We start from the raw sequence: 25,571 nt of genomic DNA, 5'->3' as shown, positions 1-25,571 counted from the left end.
ATTTGTTACGGAGGTGATATTAATGGAACTATCCAGACAGCTTGCATCACAGATTGTTAAAGCAGTCTATGAGGTTGTTGGAAACGACATTAACTTTATCAACGCATCCGGCATTATTATAGGAAGCACGGATTCCAAGCGAATCGGAACTTTCCATGAAGCCGGATGCGAAGCCATAAGAAGGGGGACCCCCGTCTTTGTCGGTGACAGCCATGATTTCAAGGGTGCCCGAAATGGTATTAACTATCCGATTTTTCTCGAAGGTACCCCGGTTGCGGTGATCGGGATCACGGGAAATCCGGACGACCTGAAACAATTTGGCTTCCTAATTACCAAGATTACAGAGGTTTTCCTGAAAGAACAGCAGCTGAATGAGGAACTTTTGTCTGAAAACCGTTCCATCCATTTCCTCATCACTTCACTGATCTATGACAATGTGCAGAACCAGAAGCAGTTGGATATTCTGTTGGAAAAATATGAGATAGATTCCTCCAGGGAATATGCGGTGCTGTCCATTAAGATGAAGGATACGACGTTGGAACCTTCGCTGCGTTTCTATTTTTCTGCCATCGGCTGCAGGCTTTCTGTCTACCTTTACCCGAATGAATGGGTGGTAGTCTTTGACCGTGAGACATGGCAGGGCTTTTCGCCCGATGAATTCGGTTCGAAATACAAAGACCGTGTGCACGCCGGCATGGGGCCCTTCGGGCCGCTTTATCAGCTCAGCCAGTCCTACCACAGTGCACAGACTGCCCGCAGACACGCACGGCAGCTGAATACTGTATTCTGCAGCATTGATGACATTTCCATTGAATTCGTACTGGAGAGCCTGCCGGATCAAATCCAGAAGCTCTATGCCGGACGCATTCTCAGTTCTCTCAATGATAAGGAACTAAAGATTTTGAACATCTATTTTTCCTGCAATTTATCACTGAAGGATGCTTCGGAAGCACTTTTTATCCACAAAAACACGCTCCAGTACCAGCTGGACAGAATTACCGAAAAAACAGGACTGAATCCCCGTCTGTTTCAGGATGCTTTTTTACTACAGTTCGCACTATTCTGTAACCATTAGGATACCAGTTTTTTCCTGGATCGTGTTTGGTACAGGTGATAATTTTATGGATAAATGCCTATATTTTTTATTACCTGTACCATACTCATTTATCGCCCATCTGTTATACTGAATTCAGATAATGTGTTACTGTTCGATTCATCACGGAGGTATTGAATATGAAAGTCGTTGCAGCAATTGATTCATTAAAAGGAAGTCTGAGTTCTATGGAGGCAGGGCTTGCAGCCCGCGAGGGGATTCTCCGCGCCCATCCTGAGGCGCAGGTTGTCGTAAAGCCTCTGGCAGACGGCGGGGAAGGTACCGTTGATGCTTTGATTGAAGGGATGGGAGGCGAACGGATCGACCTCACCGTGACAGGACCGCTCGGTGAACCAGTCCCAGCTTATTATGGATATCTGAAAGAAACTGACACCGCAATCATGGAGATGGCCTCGGCGGCCGGAATCACGCTTGTGTCAGGGAAAGAAAAAAATCCGCTTGCCGCTACAACTTACGGCGTCGGGGAAATGATCCGTGACGCGGCACAAAAAGGGTGCCGGAACTTCATCATCGGCATCGGCGGGAGCGCCACCAATGATGGTGGAATTGGAATGCTGCAGGCTCTGGGGTATTTATTCATAGATCAGGACGGGCAGGATGTCGGACAGGGTGCACAGGCTCTCGGACGGATTGCTGCAGTCTGCACCAGCAATGCTTACCCGAAACTGTCTGAATGCCGTTTTCAGGTTGCCTGTGACGTAACCAACCCCCTCTGCGGGGAAAATGGCGCCACTTATATATACGGCCCCCAGAAAGGGGTCACGGATGACATGAAGGCACAGTTGGACGCAGATATGGCCAGCTACGCAAGGGTGACAAAAGAAACACTCGGGAACGATTTTGCAGAAGCGGAAGGGGCTGGCGCTGCCGGCGGGCTTGGCTTCGCGCTGCTCAGTTACCTGCATGCCGAACTCACACCGGGAATTGACCTGATTCTGGATGCGGTCGGTCTGGAGGACGAACTTAAAGATGCCGATATTGTCGTAACCGGAGAAGGCCGTCTGGACCATCAGACAGCGATGGGGAAGGCTCCAGTCGGCGTGGCAAAACTGGCGAAGAAACATGGGGCGAAAGTTCTCGCATTTGCAGGCAGCGTCACGAAAGGTGCACGGGTGTGCAATGAATCCGGGATTGATGCATTCTTCCCTATCGTGCGGGGAGTCACAACACTGGAGGAGGCAATGGCACCGGAACACGCGCGGGAAAATATGGCTGACAGCGTGGAGCAGGTGTTCCGGCTGCTGTGATTTCAATGAATCATACTCTGAAATGAAGAAAAAGCAGAACCCGGTTTTCATCGGATTCTGCTTTTTCTATGAATCAAAGATCATAAATTACTACACCCTGCACTACTCTGTTTACGTCACCTTTTTTGCTCGGGCTGTCTGTCGTAAAACCAAGCTTCAAAGATTTTTTCATGGACAAGAGCTGTGCAAAAACAAGACAGTTTATATATGCCCCCATCTCTGAAACTTCGGGCAGTTCCTGCGGTATAGTATAAGTCACTTTCACATCTTCACCGGTAAGCATATTCTTTGTTCTTTCCTCTCCGACCGTCACGATCAGATTGCCTTGTTTTTCACGAATCACTTCTTCTGCAAAATCAATGTCATAGCGCAGACTGTAATCCTGATTCGACAGAAAATGAATCGTAATCGTTTCATCATTAATTACCGTTTTAGGCCCATGCCGGAATCCCATCGGTGCATCATAGCCTGCATGTACATATCCATCCGAAAGTTCCATCGATTTAATGCTCGCTTCCCTGGCCAGCCCTTTCAGTGCCCCTGTACCCAGCCAGATAATCCTGCGGTAATCATATTCTGCTATCTTTTCGGCTCCTGCGGCCAGTTTCCCCATCTCTTTTTCCATATAATCTGCAAGCAGGCGCAGATACGCTGTATATGTCTCCAGCTCTTTATAATGGAACAGGCACCATGTCGCCAGACTCATGCAGCTTACGCTGCTGGTCATTGCAAAACCTTTGTCGCAGGACCCTTCAGGCATGACAAGCACAAGGGATTTTTCCTTTTCTCCGGCACATTTTGCAAGCCTGCTTTCTCCGTCACATACAATAATGATATGGTATATTGTTTTTATCCTGTTCTCTGCAAAGCTTACGGCCGCGGAACTTTCCGGACTTTCACCGGACCTTCCGTAGGAAATGAGAAGGGTTGGGACATCGAACAGAACCCCGTCCGGAGCACTGATCATGTCTGTTGTATGAACATTGTCTATCCTGATCCCCAGTTCCTTTGCCAGCATATACTGCATAGTCTCACCAATAAAAGCGGAAGACCCTGCTCCAGCCGTGACAATCCTCAGATTCTCGACAGACATCACCTGATCCATGAAACGGCTGATCTCTTCTTTTCTCCCCTCCATCATTTCTGCCGTTTTACGCCAGAGTCCTGGCTGGGAATGTATTTCAGCCGCCGTATGATTACAGCCGCATTCTTTATAGTATTCCATTGTCCTGCCAAAAATTTTTTCTTCCATTCTGTCAACCATCCTTGTTATTTAATTTCCATTATATTTCCATGCCTCCGGCAGAAGATCCAGGTTTTCCCGGATCAGATCTTTCAGAAGTTCTTCCGGATAATCACAATTTGCCATCAGTGGGTCTAAAAACATCGCCTGCCTCGCTAGTTCATAGCTACACTCTGCAGCTGCCTGTACCATGAGCAGATATTCACGTCCCAGTCTGTCACACTGAGCTGCAATTGCATCGGGAAGACTTCCGATTTTCTGCGGATGAAGCCCAAAACGATCTATGTAAGTAGGAAGTTCTACAATAATTCCTGAGGTAACATTGTCAATATAACCATTATTAATGACATTTACCATTTCACTCGAAATATCACCTGTAGACAGCGAATGAATGAAATAGGCTGCCGTCTCACCTGAACCTTCAAGGAACTTTTCATAACCGCACTCCTTGTTTCTTACTTCGTCAAACAATATTCTGGCCTCTTCCCTCCAGCCGTCAACGACCTTGAAGTCGTTATTTTTCCATTCATAATCCTGTTCTGCAAGAACCTGTTCTTTCATATAATGCGGGAAAAATTCACCCACATGCCTGTCTCCCGGTGCCGGATATAAACCATACACATCATATAATTGCCGGGAAATAGGTTCTTTCTTATCAAATCCGCTCTTTACAAGCTGTTCTTTTAAAATCGGATATACATCCTCACCATCAACCTCCATATCCGTAAACCAAGTCAGATGATTGATCCCCGCGGCCCTGTATGTAAAACGTTCCGGATCAACGCCGAATACTTCTTTTGCCAGACGTGCAGCCATATCAGGTGTCCCGTGGCACAGGCCGAAGTTTTTAATCTTCGTGTATTTCTGTAATGCCAGACAGATGGCGCCCTCCGGATTCGCATAATTTATAATCCAGGCCTCAGGGCAGATTTTTTCCATTTCCTTTGCAATATCAAGTACTACAGGAATTGTCCGCAGGGCACGGATAATCCCTCCCGGCCCTATCGTATCTCCAACAGACTGCAGCACCCCGTGTCTGGTCGAAATTTCGATGTCTTTCTGCCATCTTGGATATGCGCCCGTGGCAATCGTCATAAACAGATAATCCGTCCCCGGAAGTGCATCCTGGTACTTTGTATGGGCCGTTATCTTAAAATTCCTGCCGGAAAATGCAATCAATTTACGGACTGCTTCCTCTGTCTCCATCAGAAGCTTCTCATCAATATCAACCAATGCCAGATGTCCGCTCACTATGCTCTCTTCTTTTAAAATATCCCCAATCAGCCTCAGGGTAAACACAGAACTGCCGGCACCTACAAACACAAACTTAAAAAATTCTTTCTTCAATTTTTTGCCCTCCTTGTATTTCGATCCTCTCTATTTGATTCCTGTCATTGTGATTCCTTCTACAAACTGCTTCTGGAACAGGAAATAAATAACGATAATCGGTATCATGACCAATACACTTGCACTCATGGAAGTGCAGTAATCTGTCAGCAGGCTTGAGTTAAAGAAGTTCAAAGCCAGAGGCAGTGTCATTTTTTCCTCATCAATCAATGCAACCAGAGGCCAAAGATAATCATTCCACCTTCCCATGAAGATGAAGATACATAGTGCCGCAATCGCTGGCTTAATTGATTGGATTACAATACCGAAAAAGATACGCCACTCACCTGCCCCGTCAATTCTAGCAGCCTCAAGCACCTCGTTCGGAATATTCTCAACAAACTGCCTGCACAGAAAAATACCAAACCCAGAAACCATATATGGAATAATCAGTGCCGACATAGAGTTCAGAATATGCAGCTTGCTGCAGATTAAATATGTCGGTATCATTGTAACCTGAAACGGCACCATCATGGTTGCCAGTACACAAACGAACAGGGCATTCTTTCCCCTGAACTTAAACTTACCAAAGATATATCCACCCAGACAGCTTGTCAGGGCAACGATTGCAGTTGTCGTCACCGATGAAAAGATACTGTTCCACAGCCATCTCAGAAATGGAGCCTCTGTCAAAACCTTTTCGTAACCACTCAGAATCCATTTAGAAGGAAAAAATGTGGTCGGTATACTCATAATCTCTGCATTACTTTTGAAAGACAGCATGAGACACCAGAAAAACGGAAATGCTACTACGAGAAATGCCAGGGAAAGAATAAGAATTTTACCTGCTTTTACTGCTTTTTTCATTGTTATGACACCTCCTAATATTCCCAGTCCGTTTTTCCAAGTTTCATCTGTACGAGTGAAATAACCAGTATGATCCCGAGCATAATGACTGCCATCGCCGATGCATATCCCATCTGTGAATACCGGAAGGCATAGTTATAAATGTTCAGGCCAATCACATTCGTGCTATTATCTGGTCCCCCCTGTGTCATGATCTGCACCTGCGCAAATACCTGAAAATACGAAATACAGGTCATGATTCCTACAAACATCATGTTTCTGGCCATCAATGGAAGCGTAATTTTAAAGAAGCGGTAAATACTATTTGCACCGTCAATCTGTGCCGCTTCCAGAAATGTAGACGGGATACTGTCCAGCCCGGCCATAATAATCACGAGATTGTACCCGAGATCACACCACAAAGTTACCGCTACTATACACAGCAGGGCCGTCCGGGTATCGTTCAGCCAGTTTACCGGACTTCCCATCCCAAGAAACATGAGTACCTGATTAATGATTCCATTGGCGGGGTCAAACATAATAAGCCATACATAGCATACTGCTACCATCGGAACCACTGCCGGCAGGAAAAACCAGCCTCTGAAGAAACCTCTTAATTTATCTTTTTTCAGAGATTTTACCAGAACGCCCAAAAACGTGGCTATACAAATATTTAGCAGAACTGCCACTGTAACAAATATAACTGTATTTTTCAAAGCACCCAGAAATTCCGGGTCATGAAATAGCTGGGTGTAATTCTTCATCCCCACAAACGGTGGATTCGGAAATCCGTTATAATTATAAAGTGACATTACAACAGTGTAGATAATAGGTATGACTGAAAACACAAAAAATAAAATCATGATTGGAGTCAGGCCGCAGATAATAAAGTTTCTCTGAGAATGCCCGGTGCCTCTTTTCCGCTTCTCTATTTTCACTTTCGTCCCTCCTTATACAGAAGGATACAGCCGGGAAGCCGTATCCTCCGTTTCCTATTTGGACTGTGCAAGCAGCTCGTCTATATGGGCGTTGATATCTTTTTCCATCTGTGCCAGCGCCTCATCTGTAGTCATTTTGCCGGCAACAGCCTTATCAAATGTATCCAGCATCGTCTTCTTCACGAAGTCCATATCCTGCACAGGACCTACACTGTTTGCATACTGCAGATACTGATACTGGTCTTTTACTCTGACGTTTGCCTCATCCTCCATGTAGGAAGGGTCATCAATCACTTCCTTCAAGGAAGAAATCGTACCTGTCCCCAGATTAAATGCTTTTGCATTCTCCGGCTGCATACAATATTCTATGAACTGCCATGCCTCATCCTTGCTGTTGCTGTTTTCGGAAACCACATATGCCCATCCTGCCTCTACAACAAAGTACGGGATATCTCCTGCTACCGGGGGCATGAAGGTGAATGCCCAGTCAGTATTGCCGAGCTCGTCACCGACTGCGGATGCCCAGGAGCCTTTCACGAGCTGTGCTGCTTTATTCGCAAAGAAATACTGCTCTGTAGGCATTTTTTCCGTAATATGTTTGGTGTCTGTCACTTTATCAGTTACTACCATGTCAACCAGCTGCTGCCATGAGATTTTCGCTTCCTCTGATGTCAGCACCATATGTGTCTGCCCATCGTCCCAGAAACTTCCACCGTTCTGCAGAATCCATGAAAGGAATAATGCCGCAAAATTATCCCCGTTATGAAATTCAAGCCCGCCGTATTCCTGAACATCTCCATTATATTTCGCACTCTGTCTGGCAATCTTCAATACATCCTCAAACGTAGACGGTGCACCCTCTATGCCTGCTTCCTTCGCCTTCTCCGGATAATAGAACAGACCATATTCTACATTCATTTCAATCGGGACACCGTAATATTTCCCATCCTTTGCATAGCCATCAATCGCTCCCTGCAGATAGTCTGTCTCAAATTTGGAGGCCAGATCCTCCGGAACCTCAGCAAGAAGACCCTGGTTGATGTAAGTAGGCATCCATGCCCCAAATCCCTGAATGATATCAGGCTCGTTTCCCCCGGTAAATGCCGCCTTCATCTTCTGGCTCATCGCATCATATGGAAAACTCTGTATATTGACTTTAATGCCTGTCTCTTTCTCAAAATTTTCTGCCGCTTTCTTTGTTTCTTTTACAAATGCTTCCCCGTTATGTGTCCAGAGCGTCACTTCCTTTGAGCCCTTCTTCGTTTCTTCTGCACCCTTCTCATTTCCGCCGCAGCCTGTAAGTACGCATCCGGTCAGCATGGCCGCTGCCAGTACAAGTGATACTATTCTGTTTTTTCTGTTTTTCATAGTGATTCCTCCCGTCTTTTTAATGACACTTTTCATTGAAAAAAATTCCTGTGCGGGCCTCATTGATCCCACGGATTTTTTCCGGTTCCACTTTAAAATCCCGTTCTTCCGTCAGCAGGCCATTGACTTCCTGCTGTACGTCCGTTAATTGTGTATAACAATAACCGCATACATACGGCAGTTGTTTCACTGCCAGTGTAACTGAACTGAACCTTTTCAGAAATTCCTCACTGCTTCTGACTTTATTCCCGTATCCCCACCCCTCCTCTCCTTCCTGTTCGAATGCAATTCCCCCGAATTCACTGATGATGACCGGCTGTCCCTGATAGGAAAATCCATCCGCAAAAGCACTGCGGTAATTGTTGTGATAAAAGTCTCCCGAAAGAATGGCCTCTTTAAATTCTGTATACTTTGCTGCCATTCTGCTTCCATCCTCCTCATAGTCATGAAGTGTTATGATATCTGAAACCGTATGTTCCCAGCCGTCATTGACAATAACCGGCCGCATAGGATCTATGCATTTAGTCAGGTGATAGACCATCTGTGTGAAACTCTGTTGTACCTTATCCCTGCCCACATCCATAATCCCCCACGACTCATTGATTGGAGTCCAGGTGATCACGGACGGATGATTATAATTCTGCCTCACGATGTCCATCCACTGTATGCAGAATTCTTTCACTGCATTTTCGGTAAATTTGTAAAAAGACGGAGCCTCTTCCCACACCAGCAGTCCCTTCACATCGCACCAGTATAAAAATCTTTCATTTTCTGTCTTCTGGTGCTTTCTCACCCCGTTATATCCAAGACTCTGTACCCTTTCAATATCCGTCAGCAGAGCCTCATCTCCCTGAGGTGTCAATCCACTCTCCTTCCAATATCCCTGGTCAAGAATCAGGCGCTGAAAAAGTGGCTCACCGTTTAAAAGAATATTATTTCCCCGGATGCGGATATCCCGCATGCCAAAATAGGAACTGACCTTATCTACAGGTTCCCCCTCTCGATAGAGGACTATCTCCAGATCATACAATTCGGGATGTTCCGGCGACCACAACGCGGTCCCCCATTCGTGAACCGTCTTGTCATAGATATTCATAAGAATATCAAGCCTGCCCTCACGCAGCATGCCAGTCAGACAATTTACCTTTCTGCCCTCGTAGGATACTGTGCATTCTGCCGCAAGATCCTTTTGCATTCCTGCCGTTTCAATTTCCAAAGCAATCGTATGTGCGGCTATATCCGGAGTCATTTTCAAATTAGATATATAGCTGGCTGGTACACTTTCCATCCAGACGCTTTTCCATAAGCCAGTAGTCTGAACATACCAGCAGCCATAACTGTCTTTCAGCCATCTTTGTTTCCCGCGCATCTGCTCTTCAGAAGAACTGTCTGATACTCTCACGCAGACTGCAATTTCTGAATTCTCTTCCTGAACTCCCAGATTATAGGAAAAACGGGAGTATCCCCCTGTATGTTCACCGATTAAGCGTCCGTTCACCCATAACTTAGTCTGATAATCGCTCCCCTCAAAATGCAGCATCAAATAACTTCCCTGCTTATACCAGCTACCCATTTTTACCTTTTTCCAGTACCAGACTACAGGGTGAATGTTCGTTTCTCCTATTCCGCTCGCGCTTGTCTCATATGTATAGGGTACCTGAATCTCTCTTCTACTCTCTGTTCTTTCAAACCATCCTTCCTTTTCCCCTATATTAGTATCATCAAAGGCAAAACCCCAACTGCCATCCAGAAGGCAGAAGTCCTCCCTTACAAGCTGCGGCCTTGGATAACAGCAGTTTCTTTCTTCCATATGGTGCCTCCTTATTTTACTTATTTTGTCATTTTAATACTATTTAATATTGTTTGCAATTGCGATTTCTTAATTGGTATTATAATCATATAATAACTTTTCTATATTTTCAATATTTCTTTGTTTTATTTTTCATTTTTAGAATAATTACACAAATTTCTACTTTTGTTTTTATTCATAATTACAATTTTAAATCTTTATCTTGATTGTTTATATTATTTGTTATACTATATAAGTACCATTATATAAAATTTTCTAAACGAATTTCGTTTTCTGATTGAAAAAATCAAAATATTTGTTATATAATATTTATAATGTTAATGGGCATCATGTCTATTGCCCCAGTGCTATGCCGGTCCTGATTATGGTATAATCGAAAATTCAATGTGTAGAAGGAGAATTTGCAGATGAAACAGACAGGTGAAGAAATGAAAAGTACTTATAAGTATTCCCAACTCTATGAAATCCTGCTGGGCAAGATTACTTCCGGAATCTGGAAGCCAAACGATAAGATGCCCACTGAACGCGAGCTCTGTGAGCGCTATAATGTCAGCAGAATTACGGTAAGGGATACACTTGACAGATTATCCAAGGACGGATACATATACAGAAAACAGGGAAAAGGAACCTTTGTTGCCGTACGGCAGATTGAACAGAAACTGACCAAATTCTATACCCTGCGTGAGGAATTTGAATCAAAAGGGATCGAACATACCAATAAAATCCTTTCATTCAAAACAGTCAAAGCACTGGGGAAAGTAAAAGATAATCTCTGTCTTGAATATGAAGAGCCGGTCTACGAACTAATACGCTGCCTGTATGCGGATAAAGTGCCATACGCAATCGAGGTTTCATATATTCCATCCCTTCTTTATCCTGAAATGACCCGTGAACTAATCAGCGAGAAGGGACTGTACGGAAGTATGCAGTACTTTAACATCATTCCGGAACACGCGACAGAGAATCTCCGAGCAGTAAAACTTTCAAAAGAGGATGCACTGACTCTGGGAGTAAAAAAGCAGGACACTGCCATAAGGATTGAAAGAACGACTTATTCCTATGATTCCATCATCGAATACACGATAGCGACAATTAAAGGGAACTTCTTTTACTACACCGTAGAATTAAATTAAAATGAAACAGGGGATCAGTACCGCTCGTAACGGCGGTACTGATCCCCTGAAATGATTATAAATACTTCACCGCAACCATAGCAATCCCCAGAATAGACAGTACAACGCCTGTCGCCCTGTTCAATGTCTTGGCTGGTGCTTTGTTTGCAAATCTCGCGGCAACCCTCGCACCGGCCAGTGTGAAGAGAACACATAGTACCAGCGCCGGCATGTCTGGCAGGCTTCCGCTGATGGAGAAATGTGACACAGCTCCTGTAAATGCCGTAAACGACATGATAAACACACTTGTTCCGACGGCTGTCTTTAATTCATACCCTAGCACGCTGGTCAGCATGAGAAGCATCATCATTCCGCCGCCTGCTCCGATAAACCCACAGATAAACCCGATTGCAATCCCACACAATATGGACTGTATAATCTTAGTTTTCTTATCTTTTTCCTCCTGTTTATCCTTGGTCGTCATAACCGGGCGCACAATAAATTTAATTCCCAGAATTAGTGTCATAAATACCGAGAACCCTCCCATCGTCGTATTCGGAAGCAGAGAGGCAATATAACTTCCTGCCATCGTAAATAACAGTACGGTACAGAGCATCACGATCCCGTTCCTGATATCCAGATTTTTATGTTTCCCGTATGTATACGCAGAAACCGCCGATGCCAGCACATCAGATGCCAGCGCAATTCCTACCGCTTCATATGCATCGAAACCCAAAAACGTAATCAACATCGGAGAAATAACCGCCGCTGCGGACAATCCCGCAAGGCCAGTCCCAATTCCGGCGCCCATGCCGGCTGCCAGACATACAAGTATCTTCGCAATCATCTTAATCTTCACCTCGTTTATCTTTTTCCATGTTTTCCATCATCTTGCGCAGGATATTTTCAAAGGTTTGCTTTTCTTCCTCAGTTACTCCCTCAAAAATAACTCCCATGACTTCTTCCTGCGCCTTTCTGGCCTTCGCTGCCACTTTGGCCGCACCATCCACTATGGTCAGATGCGCCACCCTCCGGTCCGACGCATCCTCTTCCACCGCCAGATATCCCCGCTTCACCAACAGGTCAACAGCCTTGGATACATAGGACTTTGCAATATGCCTGAACTCTACAATTTCCTTCGCTGTGTCATACTGTGGGTTGTTATAGAGGAAAAGCAGGACATCAATTTCTACCTTTGTCATATCATATGCAGATGCAATCTCGCTCAGCTTGCTCCCATATACTTTCTGGAACTGGTTTGTAATTGTCAAAAACTCAATAGTTGTCAGCATCTATGGCACCTCACTCTTTCTTAGACATATCGTTGCAGACCGCATAAATCGGATTTATTCCAATCCATTCAGAATATATAGTTCATTAAAGAACTGTTCTTTAATGAACTATTTTAACATATAAAACCAGAATGTCAAGCATTTCCTAAGACATACTTTTTCGAAATTAGGGAAATACTAGATACATAAGATAAAGGAGGTGCAAAATGGATAATTATACGAATATGCCCGGCCGTACCAACCCTGCACGTACAATAGACCCGGGGAAGCAGGAAAAGAATATAGAAATCCCCCTTGCTCCAGAAACAAATGCTACGAACGTTATCCCGGATGAAGTCCCGAGACGGGATGGTCCCGGCGGGGAGTAATGTATACCCAAAGGCCACGCCGCAGCTCATATCCTGCATACAAGTCAGCAGAATAAGGTGCAAAAAGAACCGTAGTCCCTTACAGTAATGGGATCTTCGGTTCTTTTAGGATTTGCTGCTTGTGTTTTTTTCCGTTTCATAATATATTTATAATATAAACATTAATGTACAGGGGGAAAATTATATGAGATGTACAAATTGTGGAACCGAATTTGAAGGAAATTTTTGTCCCAGCTGTGGTACACCGGCCGGAAAGTCGATCTTTAATACAGATTCAAAGCCCGTTTTTAACCAACCACAGCCAGAACCAGCTTTTAATCTGCCCACCCCAGAACCGCCGGCACCTAGAAAGAAAGTCCCTCTACGGCTGATTTTTGAGATTGCAGGCGCTTTATTATTGTTGATTTTTATGTTTTCCTCATTTGGCAGGGTCTCAAAATCCGATTACATGAAATTAAAAGATGATTATAATTCAATCGGTACAAAAGCCGAACAGTACAAGACCGAAATTGCACAGCTTGAGAAGGTAGAAGAAGAATATACTGCTTATAAAAAGCGAATGGAACCATACGAAGGATTAGAAGCATCGGAAGCCGAAGCCCGAAAAATAGCTGCTGATAAGATAACTGCCCAGAAGAAAGCTGAAGATGATAAAAAGAAGGCTGAGGAAGAAAAGAAAGCCGAAGAAGAAAAGAAAGCTGCTGCTGAAAAGGCTGCCCAGGAAGAAGCTGACCGGAAAGCAAAGGAAAGTGCAACAATGGAGCAAAAAAATGCATTGAGCAAAGCATCAAGCTATTTGGCATACACGGCATTTTCATACAGCGGCCTGATAGAGCAGTTGGAGTTTGAAGGCTTTTCAACCGAAGCTTCTACATATGCTGCCGATAATTGTGGTGCCGACTGGAATGAGCAAGCAGCAAAAAAGGCAAAAAGTTATCTGGATTATTCCTCTTTTTCCAGAGACGGATTAATTGACCAGCTGATATTTGAAGGATTTTCAGCAGAGCAGGCCGAATATGGAGTTTCAGCTGTAGGTTACTAAAAGAGCAATTAGTCCAAGAAGACATTAAAAAGGCCGCATCCCTTATAAACAGGTTTGCGGCCTTTTCTCGCAAAGCTGGAAATCGGACTTGAACCGACGACCCCCTCATTACGAGTGAGGTGCTCTACCGACTGAGCTATTCCAGCTTATGGTCCGTCAGACGAACCTTGATTATTATATCTCTTTTCAGCAATAATTTCAACAGTTTTTTTACTTTTTTCTTTTAGAATCCCCACATTTTTCAAATCACCCGGCAAATCTTACATTCACCGCACAGATCTCTGCTTTTGTACCCAGTCTCATGAACGGCCCAAACACGCCCACTCCTGAGGTAACAATATTATGCATGTCCCCCTTCCTGAGGTATCCATAAGAATTTTCCCACATAAGGCCCACCGTCAAATTTCCCGGAAATGTCTGTCCGTCATGGGTATGCCCGCACAGGTCCAGATCAACACCGGCCTTTGAAAGCTCGTCCAACTCCTTTGGCTCATGATCGATGACAATGATCGGTTTATCCTTGTCGAAATCTGAAGTAATCTCTTCTGCCGTCCTGCGCACGTCAATCCCCCGTCCGGGACGGTGAAAATCGGGTCTGCCATACAGATAAAAGCTGTCAGCAATCAACAATCCCTTGTCCTTAAGAAGTGTGATTCCGGCTTTTTTAAGAAACTCATCCATACGTGGGTCACTTTCCTTTTTTTCATGTTTGCCGCCGAACGTAAACCCCGCCAGTATCTTTTCCTGAATATCGTGGTTCCCGTAGCAGGCATAGGTCCCATATTTACTTTTTATGCCTTTTAAAATAGAAATCAGCCGGTCAGGGTCATCCAGAGCCTCATATTCATTGTCAAATATATCTCCTGCGATCACGACCAAATCCGGTTTCTGTGCATTTATTTTCCGGACCATCTGCTCCATCTCGAGGTGCCCCACATTATATCCCAGATGCAGGTCCGCTGCCAGTACAATCTTAAGTTCATCCAGATTTCCCGCATGTTTATCAATACTGATATCGTAATCCGTGGTTCTGATGATTCGGGCATTTACCGCCCCTCCGATGCACGCAGCAGCCATCAGGATCACACATACCGCCCCAATCACGGCGAATCCCCTTCTTTCACGCAGGATCTTCCATTTCTTATCTGTCTCTTTGTCCCGTCCCCAGTCCTTCCACACGAATATTCTTAAGATCAGCCTGATCAGGTCCGCTGCAAGAATTACAAGCAGGGCATAAAGCATCACGCCAAGCCAGTAATTGCCAATCAGTTTGAGGACTCTCTGCAGATTCCCCGCAGGCATCAGAAAGCCGGTCAGCAGGGCTGTTGCCAAAAGGGTATAAACCACGGCGACACACGCTTTCGGCTTTTTCCCGTGAAAATAGCCGCTGCAGGCATTCATCCACCGCAGCAGCCATCTTAAAATATATAAATTCAGCAGTATATAAACAGGTGATAAATAAACTGCCAGCATTTTCTACTCTGCTCCTTTGTTTTCTTCTCCATACATATGAACCGTCAGCTGGTTATAAGGTATCTCAATATTTTCTCTGTCAAAAATCAGTTTGATTTCTTCCAGTAGCCTCCACCTTGTCGGCCAGTACTCGTCTGTCTTCACCCACGCGCGAAGTCCCAGCATTACGGCACTGTCCCCGAGGGAATCTACAAACACCTTAATATCCTCATCCTGCATAATGGAATCATCATTTAACAGCAGGTCCTCAATCAGGGTTTTTGCCTTTTTCAGGTCCGCATGGTAAGCGATGCCTACCTTCATATCCAACTGCCGCTCCGGCCTTGCAGTCACGTTCGTCAGACTGCTGTTTGCCAGCGTGCCATTGGGAATCACAATCGTCTTATTGTCAACCGTAGACAGCTTTGTATAGAAAATCTGAATCTCTTTTACTGTTCCCTCATTCTTGCCTGTGTTTTCAATGATATAGTCTCCTACCACAAATGGCTTCAACAGCAAAATCAGGACGCCGCCCGCAAAGTTTGACAGACTTCCCTGCAGGGCAAGACCTATGGCAACACCACCGGATGCGAGCAGTGCGGCAACCGATGAGGACTCTACCCCGAGTTTCGTCGCTATGGTGAAAATCAGCAGCACATACAGGCTGGCTTTCAAAAGGGAATCCACGAACTGGATCACGCCTTTATCCGCACTCGTCCTCTCCAGAGAATGCCGCACAAGCTTCTGTATCCAGCGGATGACAACGCGCCCGATGAAGAAAAATACAAGCGCAAGTAAAACCTTAATTCCAAAACCAATCAGCCCCGGAAGATGATCCTGAAAGTACTGTGACATTCTGCTTACTTCCTGCGTGACTTCTGTCGTCACTTCTTCTGCAGATTTAAAATCTGATGCCGCTAATATCATTTCTTATGCCTCCTCCTTTAATGCAAGAAACGCACACAAGTTTCCTCTTTTGTCCCCTGTCGTCCTGTGGGAATACAGAATGTCGCTGTTACAGTGAGTACACAGGTTTGTTACGGCTATATGTTCTTTATGAATCCCTGCCTCCAGAAAAACAAGTTCATTCGCCTTCCAGAGGTCCAGTTGGTACTTCCCGTTTTCTTTTTTATAAAACAATTCGGGCCAGTCTTTTTCTGCAAAATGTTCCCGGAACTGGACGATCACATCTTCACTGACCTCATAGCAGTCCTGACAGATGGAAGGTCCCACCGCCGCAAGGATATCGGCCGGCGAGCAGCCGTACTGCTCCTGCATTAGTTCCACGGTCCTCCTTCCGATCTTTCCGACAGTTCCCCGCCATCCGGAATGGCTCAGGCCAATCACCTTCTTTACCGGGTCCAGAAAATAAAGGGGGACACAGTCTGCAAAAAATGTGACAAGGCAGATACCCTGAACATTGGTCACAAGCCCGTCGACATCCGCATAACTCCGCGGGCGCACAATCCCCATCCCGCGGTCCTGATCCGTCACAACACGGACATTGGTCGTATGGGTCTGCTGTGTAAAGACCATATCTTCACACCTCACCCCGAGCGCATTCCCCATCCTGCGGAAATTCTCCCGCACGGCTTCTTCCCCGTCCCCGCGTGTAAAGCTTAAATTCAGTGAAGAATAGCAGCCTTCACTGACTCCGCCCAGACGCGTCGAGAAACCATGTCTTACAATCCCCGTATTTTGAAACAACGGATATTCCAAATAAGGAGTATCCGTCTCAATCTCTCTGAAAATCTGTTCCTGATTCTTATAATGAAGTCCTAAACTCATAAAAAATCCTTTCACTTTTCATTCTATATGCAAATAACGGCTTTATCCCTCAAAAGCATTCCGGATATGCGTAACCTTACCGCCTTCAATACCGATTACATCGAATCTGCACGGAATCCCGTCAATCCTGTGTACCGAAAGATAATGCAGGGCACACTGGTACAGTGTCCTCTGTTTCTTTACACCGACAGCATCCAGCGGACTCCCTTTTCTCCGGTCCCGGCGGAATTTCACTTCACAGAATACCAGATATTCGCCATCTCTGGCTATCAGGTCAATCTCCCCGATACGGCACCTGTAATTATATTCCAGAATTACATATCCCTGCTGTTCCAGATAATAACCTGCCGCCTGTTCATAATCTGTTCCTACTTTTCTGTTGTTTTTTCTAATGCTCTGTTGCATTTTCTGTACCAGACTGCTATCCCTCAGACAACACCCGGCGTTACTGTGTACACCCGCAGGGTGTGCACAGTAGCCACCCAGCCACATCTGCATGAAAAGATCATGCCGGCTGCGGCCGCTCACCCTGTACCCAGAAAACACCACAAACGCTAAACAGATACAAAGTTCTTTATAAATGAACGCCGATGAATCGGTGTTGGTCCCTTTTTTTTCAAAGCCTCGATATGTGCCGCAGAGCCATAGCCCTTATTCTCTGCGAATCCATAATCGGGCAGTATCTCATCATACTCAGCCATCAGTCTGTCTCTTGTCACCTTTGCAATAATACTGGCAGCCGCAATCGATACGCTTTTTGCATCACCCTTTATGATCGGCACCTGCCGTATCGTAATCCCCGGAATGGTCACTGCATCATTGAGCAGCAGTTCCGGTGCAGTGCGTAGTTCCTGCACCGCAATGCGCATGGCTTCATATGTTGCCTGAAGAATGTTGATCTCATCAATTCTGGCCGGACTCACCATCCCGATTCCGGTCGCGATTGCTTTATTCATAATTTCATCATACAGTTCTTCACGCTTTTTTGCTGTTAATTTCTTAGAATCATTCAAATATAATATTTCGCAGTCGTGGGGAAGAATCACTGCCCCTGCCACAACAGGGCCTGCAAGCGGTCCCCTGCCGACCTCGTCAATCCCGCAGATATATGCATACTGGGTATATTTTTTCTCATATTCACGCATTTGCTCAAGGCGCTGGCGTTCCTTTTTAAGCTTTTCTTCCTGCTTTTTATATCTTGCTATCAGATTCTGAACTCCATTCCTTGTATCTTCCCCGTATTTTTCATAGAGGGTGTGGAGTTCTTTCTCTTTTGCCCGCTCAAATTCCCATTTTATCTCACTGATACTGTTACTCATGCTTGATTACACCAAATTTGCTGAAAGGCCAGATCCGTATCCATGCCCTTCCCAGCAGATCCTTCCTGTGCAGTATGCCCACATTTTCCTGACGGCTGTCCGCGCTGTGGTTTCTGTTATCTCCAAGTACAAAATATTCATCATCACCGAGTGTGATCGGCTCTCCCGCGATTCCGGGATCCAGCATCTCTTCATTACCGTAATGTTCATCCAGTTCCTGCCCGTCAATATAAACCTTGCCGTCCATTACCTGTACAGTCTCACCCGGAAGGCCGATGATTCTCTTAATGTAATATGTATTGTCCTCATACTGATAAGGAAATACAATAATCTCGTACCGCTTCGGGTCTCTAAAACGGAAGGAAATCTTATCCACAATCAGGTTATCCCCGTCTGAAAGTGTCGTTTCCATAGAAGAACCGCTGACACGTGTCCGCTGCCCTACAAATGTAATGATAAGGTAGGTGAGCCCTACAATAATCAGTATATATACAATCCAGCCCAGAAGTTCCCTTAAAATGCTTCTCTCCTGCTCCATATCCTATCCTTCTTTCCAGTATCTCTTCTTATCTTATGCATAATCTTCAGGAAATTCAAGTGTAATTTTTCCCAATCTGCCGTTTCTGAAATCATCCAGCAGGATCTTTGCGGCTTTTTCTGTATCCAGTTCATTGCCCCTTACCAGACAATGGCGGCTTTCGGCAATGGATCTCAGGCATTCAAAATGATCTTCCGCCTCTTCTATCTGATACTTGTCCTTCAAAATACCAGTGTATTTTTCCTTCAAAAATCCGATCAGCTCCATAGCCAGTTCTTCCGTGTTCAGAATCTCGTCCTTAATAGATCCGATAAATGCAAGGCGGAGTCCGACTGTCTGGTCTTCAAACTTAGGCCAGAGAATACCCGGTGTATCCAGCAGCTCTACATTTTTATTCAGGCGTATCCACTGCTTTCCCTTCGTCACTCCCGGCTTATTCCCGGTCTTAGTACAGGCCTTTCCTGCCAGTGCATTGATAAACGTAGACTTTCCGACATTCGGTATCCCGACTACCATCGCCCTTACCGGACGGTTCAGGATCCCGCGTTTTCTGTCTCTCTCAATCTTTTCTTTACACGCCTCCTGAATGACGCCTTGTATGGACTTCACCCCTCCGCCTTTTCTGGAATTCACTTTCAGAACAGAATATCCCTTTCCCTTAAAATACTCCGCCCAGGCATCATTCCATTTTTCTTCCGCCAGGTCTGATTTGTTAAGCAGGATTAATCTTGCCTTATTCTTTCCCAGCTCATCTATCTCCGGATTTCTGCTGCTCACCGGAATCCGCGCGTCGACCAGTTCGATCACTAGGTCGATCAGCTTTATATTCTCCTGCATCATGCGTTTGGCCTTCGTCATATGACCCGGGTACCATTGAAAATGCATGTTATTTCCTCCTTTATCTCTTCACGAAGCCGAAATCTGATCCAAAACTTGCTACGAACCAGACCTTGCCATATATCTCACTTCTCTTAACATTCCCGATATCAGCCATACGGCTGTCATCACTGCTTAAATGATTATCTCCCAGGACAAAATATTCTGTCCCGTCCAGTATAACAGGCTCTTCCGCGATGCCTGCTTCCTCGATATCCTCTGCGAAAATATGTTCCAGTGTCTCGGTGCCGTTGATATAGACGCTCCCGTCCTTAATCTGCACCGTCTCACCCGGAAGCCCTACAACTCTTTTGATGGAATAATGGGTATTCTCATTTCCGTTGGGCTTAAATGCAATGATATCCCCCCGCTTTGGTTTACTGGCATTATAGATCAGCCGGTTCACCAGAACAACATCCCCGTTCTGCAGAACAGGTTTCATCGAATCCCCAGCATTGCTGACACGCTGTCCAAAAAACCATACAAGCACGAAAGCAATCATACAGGTAATTGCAATCTGAACCGTCCAGTTCACGACTGCAGCCGCTTTCTGCCGCTGAGCCTTAGTCTTTTCCTTACGGAAACGCAGCTGCGGCTTGCCGGTCTCAAACCTGAGCCCCTGCTTTTTCATTTTCTGTTTTTTTCTTGCCTGCTTCCGGCGCCTCTTACGAAAATTCAAATCCTGCATATATTTCCCTCATAATTACATTTATACCTTCTTAAAAGATAAAAGGGACAATATACATGTTGTACTTGTCCCTCTCAATGTTACTATTTTACTAATTCTTTTACCTTAGCTCTCTTACCAACACGGTCTCTTAAGTAGTTCAGTTTAGCTCTTCTTACTTTACCTCTTCTGATTACTTCTACCTTTTCAACGTTTGGTGAGTGTAACGGCCAAGTCTTCTCAACACCGATACCGTTAGAATTCTTTCTAACTGTGAAAGTAGCTCTTGTGCTTCCACCCTGTTTCTTCAGGACTGTTCCTTCAAAAACCTGAATTCTTTCACGGTTACCCTCTTTAATTTTAGCGTATACTTTTACAGTATCACCAACATTAAATTCCGGTGCATTTTCCTTTAACTGCTCTGCTTCGATTTTTCTGATAATATCATTCATTGTGTGACCTCCTTAATATTTAGACGTTCTTAATGCCTGTCAGCAGACTCATCTGGCGTCTGTCAGACCTTTTGTGCATCAGAGGACCATCGCTTTTCATTTCACAACTGTTGTATTCTACCATACTTTTATCGAAGATTCAAGCAGAATTTACTATTTAAAGGGTATTTATTTCTTCTATTTGTTTCAACCAATCCCTGCCAGTTCATCCATTCTTTCCATATAAAAGTGATTGAACACTGCAATTACCCTTCCGACACCGATTACTGCCAGCACAGTGCCGAGACCTATTCCGACCAGCTTTCCCGCGAACACAAGTCCAACTGTGATCGTTATAGAAATGTTCACCACGTCAAAACAGTTCTTTGTGAATCCCACACCCTTTCCAGTACAATCTGCAATCGCCTGCACGATCCCGTCCCCCGGATTCGGGATTACCCTCATATTCAATGACATGGCTGCACCCGCCCCGGTCAGGATAATTGCGAGGGCCAAAAACAGAACCCTTCCTGCAAAACTTCCCACAAAGCTGTCACCATATGTTTTCTGAAGATCGGGCAGCCAGCCTGAAAATATATTCAAAAACCTTGTAAATATAAGACTCAGAGGAAACTGCAGCACATCCATAAAAAGCACTAATTTCAGATTCACTTGATTTGCATGTTCCAGAACAGCACCTTCCTTTATCGAATATTTCCTGTTTCTGATCACATGCAGAATCATCTCAAACACGACAAATAATGCATATAGCACAAGTGTCATATTTCCGAAATTCAAGTTCCATATAGTAGAAATGCTGTAGGAAACAGATATGATCGGAGATACCCCGAGACCTGTTTTTGTGTTTAATGTAATGCCAAGAGCCAGAACAAGCAGCCCTAAAAGATAGAAGAATCCTCTGAATAAATATGCCTTTTTCATAAAATAAATACGCTTCTTTCCAGTCGTAATTTTAGCCTTCTTCTATATTAACATAAAATAGACTTTCTTCTACTATTTTTAAATCTCCAATATTTGTTTCACTCTGTCTATACTGATATTGCAGAGACCGGCAATTTCTTCCAGTGATTTACCCTGCATGTATAACTTGAATATCTGACGGGTACGGCGTTCACCTTCCTTTTCTCCCAACTCCTTGCCCCTGCGTAACCCAATCTCCTCCCCTGCTTTAAGTCCTCTCTTTTCAGCGCTGCTGATCTGGGTATTATAATCTTTCAATGCCTTTTCCCTGGCCTCGTATTCCAGCCGTTTCTTCTCGTCAGCACTCAGATTGAGTAATGTATTGTATGCTTCATCGAAATATTCGTTAGTTTTAGCCATATTCTGAAATTCCTCCTTGTTTTTGCTGCTGAAGAACCTCATCCATGCAAGAACATCTTCTCCGGTCTTAACCTCAGGAGGCAGTTTTTTCAGCTCCAGTATCTGAAGTTCCATTTTATCGGAATACAGTTGTGATGTCTGATCATCCCGGAAATGAATCCTGCGGTAACACTTGTTGTCATTCGGAAAATGGATGAAGTCTAAAATACTTACATGGATACACTTCTGCAGCTTTTCATAGGACTCACCTTTACGGATCTGGCTGTCAAACATCTTACTTAAGTAGAACAAGGCGCGTTCATCCCAGTATTCAAAGTATTTGACCTGCATTTCCATGTTCATCTGCGTCCCGTCTTTAAGTTCTTCTGATTTATTATTATCATATCATGAAATACAGATATGTAAAAGACAGGAATACCTTCAAAATGTAGTGTTTTTATTTTTTTCTGCGGTTCTAAATAAGTAATTAATTGGGTAAACCGGCGAACTGCCGATTGAAAAATGAAAGGTGAAAATTGAAAGGCACAGAAAAACCCGATGCCGCAGCTTAATCATGCAGCATCGGATTCCCCATTTACTATTTGCCCCTCTTCCCTCGTTATGTTACATTTTATGAAAAACAGGTTTCAGGCATCCATAAAGACTTTTATACACCTGATACTGCTCCTGATACCTGCCCGACTGTTCTTCCCTCGGCCGGTAGCTTATGCCCGGCCTTACCATCTGTTTTACTGCCTGTTCAATGGTATCGTATATTCCTGCCCCGACAGCAGCCAGAACAGCGCTGCCTAAGCAGCCTGCTTCCTTGCATTCCAGTGTCCCGACCGTCAGCCCGGTAACATCCGCCTTCGTCTGGAGCCACAAGGGTGAACGTGCTCCTCCGCCGGTGGCCCGCAGGCCTTGGATCGGAATCCCTGACTTCTCCATCGTTTCTATATTGAACTTCAGTTCATAACATAAACTGTCCAGAATCCCCTTCAATATATCATGCCGGGTGCTTGAAAGCGTTAATCCCACAATAGCACCTTTGCTTTCCATATCGCACAAAGGTGTCCCGCTGCCGTTAAAATATGGCAGCACTAATATCGGGGAAGGACCATCCGGACATTTACTCTGCGCATATGTATAGAAATCCATATTCAAGTGCCCGGCCTCCTCCAATTCCCGGTATCCAAACTGGTCCCTGTACCATTGCTGCAGGATTCCGCCTGTCTGCATATGTGCAAAGGAGAAATACTGCCCCGGCACAGCATGCACATAACAGGAATAAAAACTGTCACACATACTCTGACTTAAGATCGGCTCCGGAAAGGTAACCGACAGTACTTCTGCCGTGCCCGTACTGTCTAATGCCATCCGGTTATCAATTACTCCTGCCCCTAATGCGCCTGCGGGCTGGTCATGGCAGCCCGCCACAAGCAGCGGCCTGTTATTCAGACCGATCCTGTCTGCCAATTGTGACGATAGCTTTCCAATGACATCTCCTGATTTCACAAGAGGTGAAAGCAGACTCTCTGAAATCCCCATGTTCTCCAGTATTTGCCCCGACCATTTTCCTTCTTCCAGACTATATCCCATCGAGCGGCTTGCCATTGTCAGATCCAGTACCGGTTCTCCGCCCAGTCTTTGAAAGATAAATTCTTCATACGTAATGAATCTCCATGCCTTTTCTGAGATTTTCGGTCTCTCATCCAGAAACCACATGATTTTAGCCATCATGTTAATCGGATGCAGCGGCTGCCCTGTTACTTCATATAACTGCCGCTCGTCAAAGTCCTCCCGGTATTTTTCACACTGTTTCTCCGGCCTGTAGTCCATTCCCAGCACCGCCGGGTGCAGTACTTCATAGGACTTATCTACCGGTATCACTGCATCCCCCTGAACACTCAGACTGACTGCGGCGGCATTCTGAATCCCCGCATTTTTTACAGCCTCCTGCATACTCTCTGCAAGCAGACTGAATACCGCATCCGGATTCTGCTCTGCCTGAAAAGGTTCCTTGCAGAACACCGGGTACTCTCTGTAACCGCGTCCTAGTTCTCTGCCCTCCTGATCAAATACTACTGTCTTGCATCCCGTCGTCCCTACATCAAGCCCTAACAGATAAGCCCTGTCCACATGAGTCCCCCCTTTATTGTGCCTGCACGGCAGCACTACACAACAGCTGGTCCTGCATCCGGCGAAGCTGCAACAGTACTGAGGTTTCATTCAGTTCCACCATATCATATGTAATCACTTCATCTTTTTGGACATCCACCTTCATCCTTGCGCCCTTTGCAAGTCCAACCGGCAGCATATTCCCCCGTCTTGCCACATCCGCCAGTTCTATGCTGGCACGGTAGCAGTACTCACCAATCGCATCCAGTACTTCTCCCGCCTTCAGATTTTTCTTCGCTATTGTAATACATTCACTGGTCAGGTGGTCCATCGGTTGTCCTGTAGATTCTCCATATACTGCCTCCTGCACCGCTGTTATCGGTGTCTCAATGGAACACAGATGGTAAGGCCGGTATAAGAGGTAATTTGGGCCATCCCCCATGTCTCTTTGTACCAGGCCATCAATGATCCTCTGGTTATCTGTTGTGACAACAACAAAGATACCGGGCGCTATATCACCAATCGCGAAATCTACCACGCCCTCTTTTTCCAGTATCCCGCCCTGGCTTTTAAGACTGAATACCTTCGTCAGATCCTTAACATTACATTTTGCACAATGCATTCCCCGGATATCAGGCACAAGTCCCGTTGCATTCGATACCGCGCACATTTCAATCATGGTCTTGGAACCATCAACAAACTCAATCAGCATCCTTGGCGCCATTTTGCGTGCGGCCGCCTTATCGGCCCACTCCTTCATTCCCGGATTTGCATAAAAATCCAGCGGATTATTCTTGCCCTTCCCTGCTGCCACTACCTTGAATCCCAAAGCCTTCGCAAAACGGTATATTTCACAGATAGATCCCGGCTCGTCCCCGGCTGTCAGTGAATAGACAATCCCGGCCTGATCACACAGCTTGCGCAAAATAGGTCCGACTGTAACATCGCATTCTACGTTCATCATCACAATATGCCTTTTATAAAAAATGCATTCCATCGTAACTCTTGCCCCCATCTCCGGGGAACCCGTCGCATCAATCACTACCTGTGTCTGGCATGCCGCAACAGCCATCCGGTAATCCGCAGACGCGACCTTTTTTCCTTCTGAGACCGCTTTCTCAGCAGCTTTCAGGTCATCTGTCACTACAATGTCCCCTGCCTGATAACCTGCCTGCTGATAGCCATCCACTGCAATTGCAGGATCAATATCCACTACAATATCACATGAAATCCCCTTCATTTTACTAATCTGTGCCACAATATCCTTTCCCATCTGGCCGCAGCCAATCAGGCTGACATGGACAGGAGTCCCTTTTGCTTCCAGTTCCAGCAGCTTGCTGTCTATCTCGTACATAT

Annotated in this window: 25 protein-coding genes, 1 tRNA gene and 1 pseudogene; 5 read left to right on the top strand and 22 right to left on the bottom strand. The window is 45.2% G+C overall.

Annotated features, from left to right (window positions below; all coding sequences use genetic code 11):
- Window positions 1-22 precede the first annotated feature (22 nt).
- Together ABIN22_RS07755 and ABIN22_RS07750 are read left to right on the top strand one after the other, a co-directional pair.
- Window positions 23-1,075 (top strand): CdaR family transcriptional regulator, encoded by a 1,053-nt coding sequence (locus ABIN22_RS07755; protein ID WP_346907746.1) that lies wholly within the window; start codon window positions 23-25, stop codon window positions 1,073-1,075.
- Window positions 1,076-1,233: 158 nt separating this feature from the next.
- Window positions 1,234-2,361, top strand: a complete 1,128-nt coding sequence (locus ABIN22_RS07750; protein ID WP_346907744.1) for a glycerate kinase family protein — start codon at window positions 1,234-1,236, stop codon at window positions 2,359-2,361.
- Window positions 2,362-2,434: 73 nt separating this feature from the next.
- Here the strand turns inward: ABIN22_RS07750 and ABIN22_RS07745 are convergent, their stop codons facing one another.
- From ABIN22_RS07745 to ABIN22_RS07720, 6 genes are read right to left on the bottom strand one after another with little or no spacing between them, the layout of a single operon-like run.
- Window positions 2,435-3,613 carry an SIS domain-containing protein gene (locus ABIN22_RS07745; RefSeq protein ID WP_346907742.1) on the bottom strand — a complete coding sequence of 393 codons (1,179 nt, stop codon included), beginning with the start codon at window positions 3,611-3,613 and terminating at the stop codon, window positions 2,435-2,437.
- A 21-nt stretch (window positions 3,614-3,634) separates the two neighbouring features.
- On the bottom strand, window positions 3,635-4,951 hold the full coding sequence (locus ABIN22_RS07740; RefSeq protein WP_346907740.1) for a family 4 glycosyl hydrolase: 1,317 nt from the start codon (window positions 4,949-4,951) through the stop codon (window positions 3,635-3,637).
- A gap of 30 nt (window positions 4,952-4,981) precedes the next feature.
- The gene (locus tag ABIN22_RS07735) at window positions 4,982-5,797 is read right to left on the bottom strand and encodes a carbohydrate ABC transporter permease (RefSeq protein ID WP_346907738.1); all 816 of its coding nucleotides are present in this window, start codon (window positions 5,795-5,797) and stop codon (window positions 4,982-4,984) included.
- A gap of 14 nt (window positions 5,798-5,811) precedes the next feature.
- A complete protein-coding gene (locus ABIN22_RS07730; protein ID WP_346907736.1) occupies window positions 5,812-6,714 on the bottom strand; it encodes a carbohydrate ABC transporter permease in 903 nt (300 codons plus the stop codon).
- Between the two features lie 54 nt (window positions 6,715-6,768).
- A complete protein-coding gene (locus ABIN22_RS07725; protein ID WP_346907734.1) occupies window positions 6,769-8,082 on the bottom strand; it encodes an extracellular solute-binding protein in 1,314 nt (437 codons plus the stop codon).
- Window positions 8,083-8,101: 19 nt separating this feature from the next.
- Window positions 8,102-9,892, bottom strand: coding sequence for a glycoside hydrolase family 2 protein (locus ABIN22_RS07720; protein WP_346907732.1), 1,791 nt, complete (start codon window positions 9,890-9,892; stop codon window positions 8,102-8,104).
- A gap of 407 nt (window positions 9,893-10,299) precedes the next feature.
- Here ABIN22_RS07720 and ABIN22_RS07715 point away from each other — a divergent pair, with 407 nt between their 5' ends.
- A complete protein-coding gene (locus ABIN22_RS07715) occupies window positions 10,300-11,025 on the top strand; it encodes a GntR family transcriptional regulator (protein WP_346907730.1) in 726 nt (241 codons plus the stop codon).
- A 55-nt stretch (window positions 11,026-11,080) separates the two neighbouring features.
- Here ABIN22_RS07715 and ABIN22_RS07710 read toward each other — a convergent pair whose 3' ends face one another.
- Window positions 11,081-11,851, bottom strand: a complete 771-nt coding sequence (locus tag ABIN22_RS07710) for a sulfite exporter TauE/SafE family protein (protein WP_109732048.1) — start codon at window positions 11,849-11,851, stop codon at window positions 11,081-11,083.
- A gap of 1 nt (window position 11,852) precedes the next feature.
- Window positions 11,853-12,296 (bottom strand): MarR family winged helix-turn-helix transcriptional regulator, encoded by a 444-nt coding sequence (locus tag ABIN22_RS07705; RefSeq protein ID WP_109732047.1) that lies wholly within the window; start codon window positions 12,294-12,296, stop codon window positions 11,853-11,855.
- A gap of 206 nt (window positions 12,297-12,502) precedes the next feature.
- On the opposite strand from ABIN22_RS07705, the gene ABIN22_RS07700 reads away from it, so the two are divergent.
- Together ABIN22_RS07700 and ABIN22_RS07695 are read left to right on the top strand one after the other, a co-directional pair.
- Window positions 12,503-12,664 carry a hypothetical protein gene (locus tag ABIN22_RS07700; RefSeq protein WP_181368744.1) on the top strand — a complete coding sequence of 54 codons (162 nt, stop codon included), beginning with the start codon at window positions 12,503-12,505 and terminating at the stop codon, window positions 12,662-12,664.
- A gap of 184 nt (window positions 12,665-12,848) precedes the next feature.
- Window positions 12,849-13,706, top strand: coding sequence for an Ltp family lipoprotein (locus tag ABIN22_RS07695; protein WP_346907727.1), 858 nt, complete (start codon window positions 12,849-12,851; stop codon window positions 13,704-13,706).
- Window positions 13,707-13,779: 73 nt separating this feature from the next.
- On the opposite strand, the gene ABIN22_RS07690 is transcribed toward ABIN22_RS07695, so the two are convergent.
- From ABIN22_RS07690 to ABIN22_RS07625, 14 genes and pseudogenes are all read right to left on the bottom strand, one after another.
- A tRNA-Thr gene (locus ABIN22_RS07690) sits at window positions 13,780-13,852 on the bottom strand.
- Between the two features lie 100 nt (window positions 13,853-13,952).
- Window positions 13,953-15,179: a metallophosphoesterase gene (locus ABIN22_RS07685; protein ID WP_346907725.1), complete on the bottom strand. Its 1,227-nt coding sequence runs from the start codon at window positions 15,177-15,179 to the stop codon at window positions 13,953-13,955.
- A 3-nt stretch (window positions 15,180-15,182) separates the two neighbouring features.
- Complete coding sequence (locus ABIN22_RS07680) at window positions 15,183-16,085, bottom strand: mechanosensitive ion channel family protein (protein ID WP_118620868.1); 903 nt, start codon at window positions 16,083-16,085, stop codon at window positions 15,183-15,185.
- A gap of 3 nt (window positions 16,086-16,088) precedes the next feature.
- Window positions 16,089-16,946 carry a peptidoglycan editing factor PgeF gene (gene pgeF, locus ABIN22_RS07675; protein WP_346907723.1) on the bottom strand — a complete coding sequence of 286 codons (858 nt, stop codon included), beginning with the start codon at window positions 16,944-16,946 and terminating at the stop codon, window positions 16,089-16,091.
- Between the two features lie 42 nt (window positions 16,947-16,988).
- Window positions 16,989-17,351 carry a YraN family protein gene (locus tag ABIN22_RS07670; protein WP_109732183.1) on the bottom strand — a complete coding sequence of 121 codons (363 nt, stop codon included), beginning with the start codon at window positions 17,349-17,351 and terminating at the stop codon, window positions 16,989-16,991.
- A gap of 149 nt (window positions 17,352-17,500) precedes the next feature.
- Window positions 17,501-18,265: a ribonuclease HII gene (rnhB, locus tag ABIN22_RS07665; RefSeq protein WP_109732042.1), complete on the bottom strand. Its 765-nt coding sequence runs from the start codon at window positions 18,263-18,265 to the stop codon at window positions 17,501-17,503.
- A complete protein-coding gene (gene lepB / locus ABIN22_RS07660) occupies window positions 18,258-18,803 on the bottom strand; it encodes a signal peptidase I (protein WP_118620870.1) in 546 nt (181 codons plus the stop codon). Before lepB (ABIN22_RS07660) ends, rnhB begins: the two co-directional genes overlap by 8 nt.
- Before the next feature lie 33 nt (window positions 18,804-18,836).
- Window positions 18,837-19,688, bottom strand: a complete 852-nt coding sequence (gene ylqF / locus ABIN22_RS07655) for a ribosome biogenesis GTPase YlqF (RefSeq protein ID WP_109732040.1) — start codon at window positions 19,686-19,688, stop codon at window positions 18,837-18,839.
- A gap of 13 nt (window positions 19,689-19,701) precedes the next feature.
- The gene (gene lepB / locus ABIN22_RS07650) at window positions 19,702-20,367 is read right to left on the bottom strand and encodes a signal peptidase I (protein ID WP_118620647.1); all 666 of its coding nucleotides are present in this window, start codon (window positions 20,365-20,367) and stop codon (window positions 19,702-19,704) included.
- Between the two features lie 83 nt (window positions 20,368-20,450).
- The gene (gene rplS, locus ABIN22_RS07645; RefSeq protein WP_109732038.1) at window positions 20,451-20,798 is read right to left on the bottom strand and encodes a 50S ribosomal protein L19; all 348 of its coding nucleotides are present in this window, start codon (window positions 20,796-20,798) and stop codon (window positions 20,451-20,453) included.
- A 186-nt stretch (window positions 20,799-20,984) separates the two neighbouring features.
- Complete coding sequence (locus ABIN22_RS07640) at window positions 20,985-21,719, bottom strand: DUF6198 family protein (protein WP_346907719.1); 735 nt, start codon at window positions 21,717-21,719, stop codon at window positions 20,985-20,987.
- A gap of 78 nt (window positions 21,720-21,797) precedes the next feature.
- Window positions 21,798-22,469, bottom strand: a pseudogene (locus tag ABIN22_RS07635) (Rpn family recombination-promoting nuclease/putative transposase); the annotation flags it as partial.
- 252 nt (window positions 22,470-22,721) lie between these two features.
- The gene (locus ABIN22_RS07630; RefSeq protein ID WP_346907717.1) at window positions 22,722-24,236 is read right to left on the bottom strand and encodes an FGGY-family carbohydrate kinase; all 1,515 of its coding nucleotides are present in this window, start codon (window positions 24,234-24,236) and stop codon (window positions 22,722-22,724) included.
- Between the two features lie 13 nt (window positions 24,237-24,249).
- Window positions 24,250-25,569: an NAD(P)H-dependent oxidoreductase gene (locus ABIN22_RS07625; protein ID WP_109732033.1), complete on the bottom strand. Its 1,320-nt coding sequence runs from the start codon at window positions 25,567-25,569 to the stop codon at window positions 24,250-24,252.
- Window positions 25,570-25,571 lie beyond the last annotated feature (2 nt).

Origin of the sequence: Faecalicatena orotica (genome assembly GCF_905197545.1) — a bacterium.
In the GTDB taxonomy this organism is placed as follows: domain Bacteria; phylum Bacillota; class Clostridia; order Lachnospirales; family Lachnospiraceae; genus Faecalicatena_A; species Faecalicatena_A orotica.
Note: the sequence above shows the minus strand (reverse complement) of the source record. Positions and strands in the feature narration are given on the sequence as shown.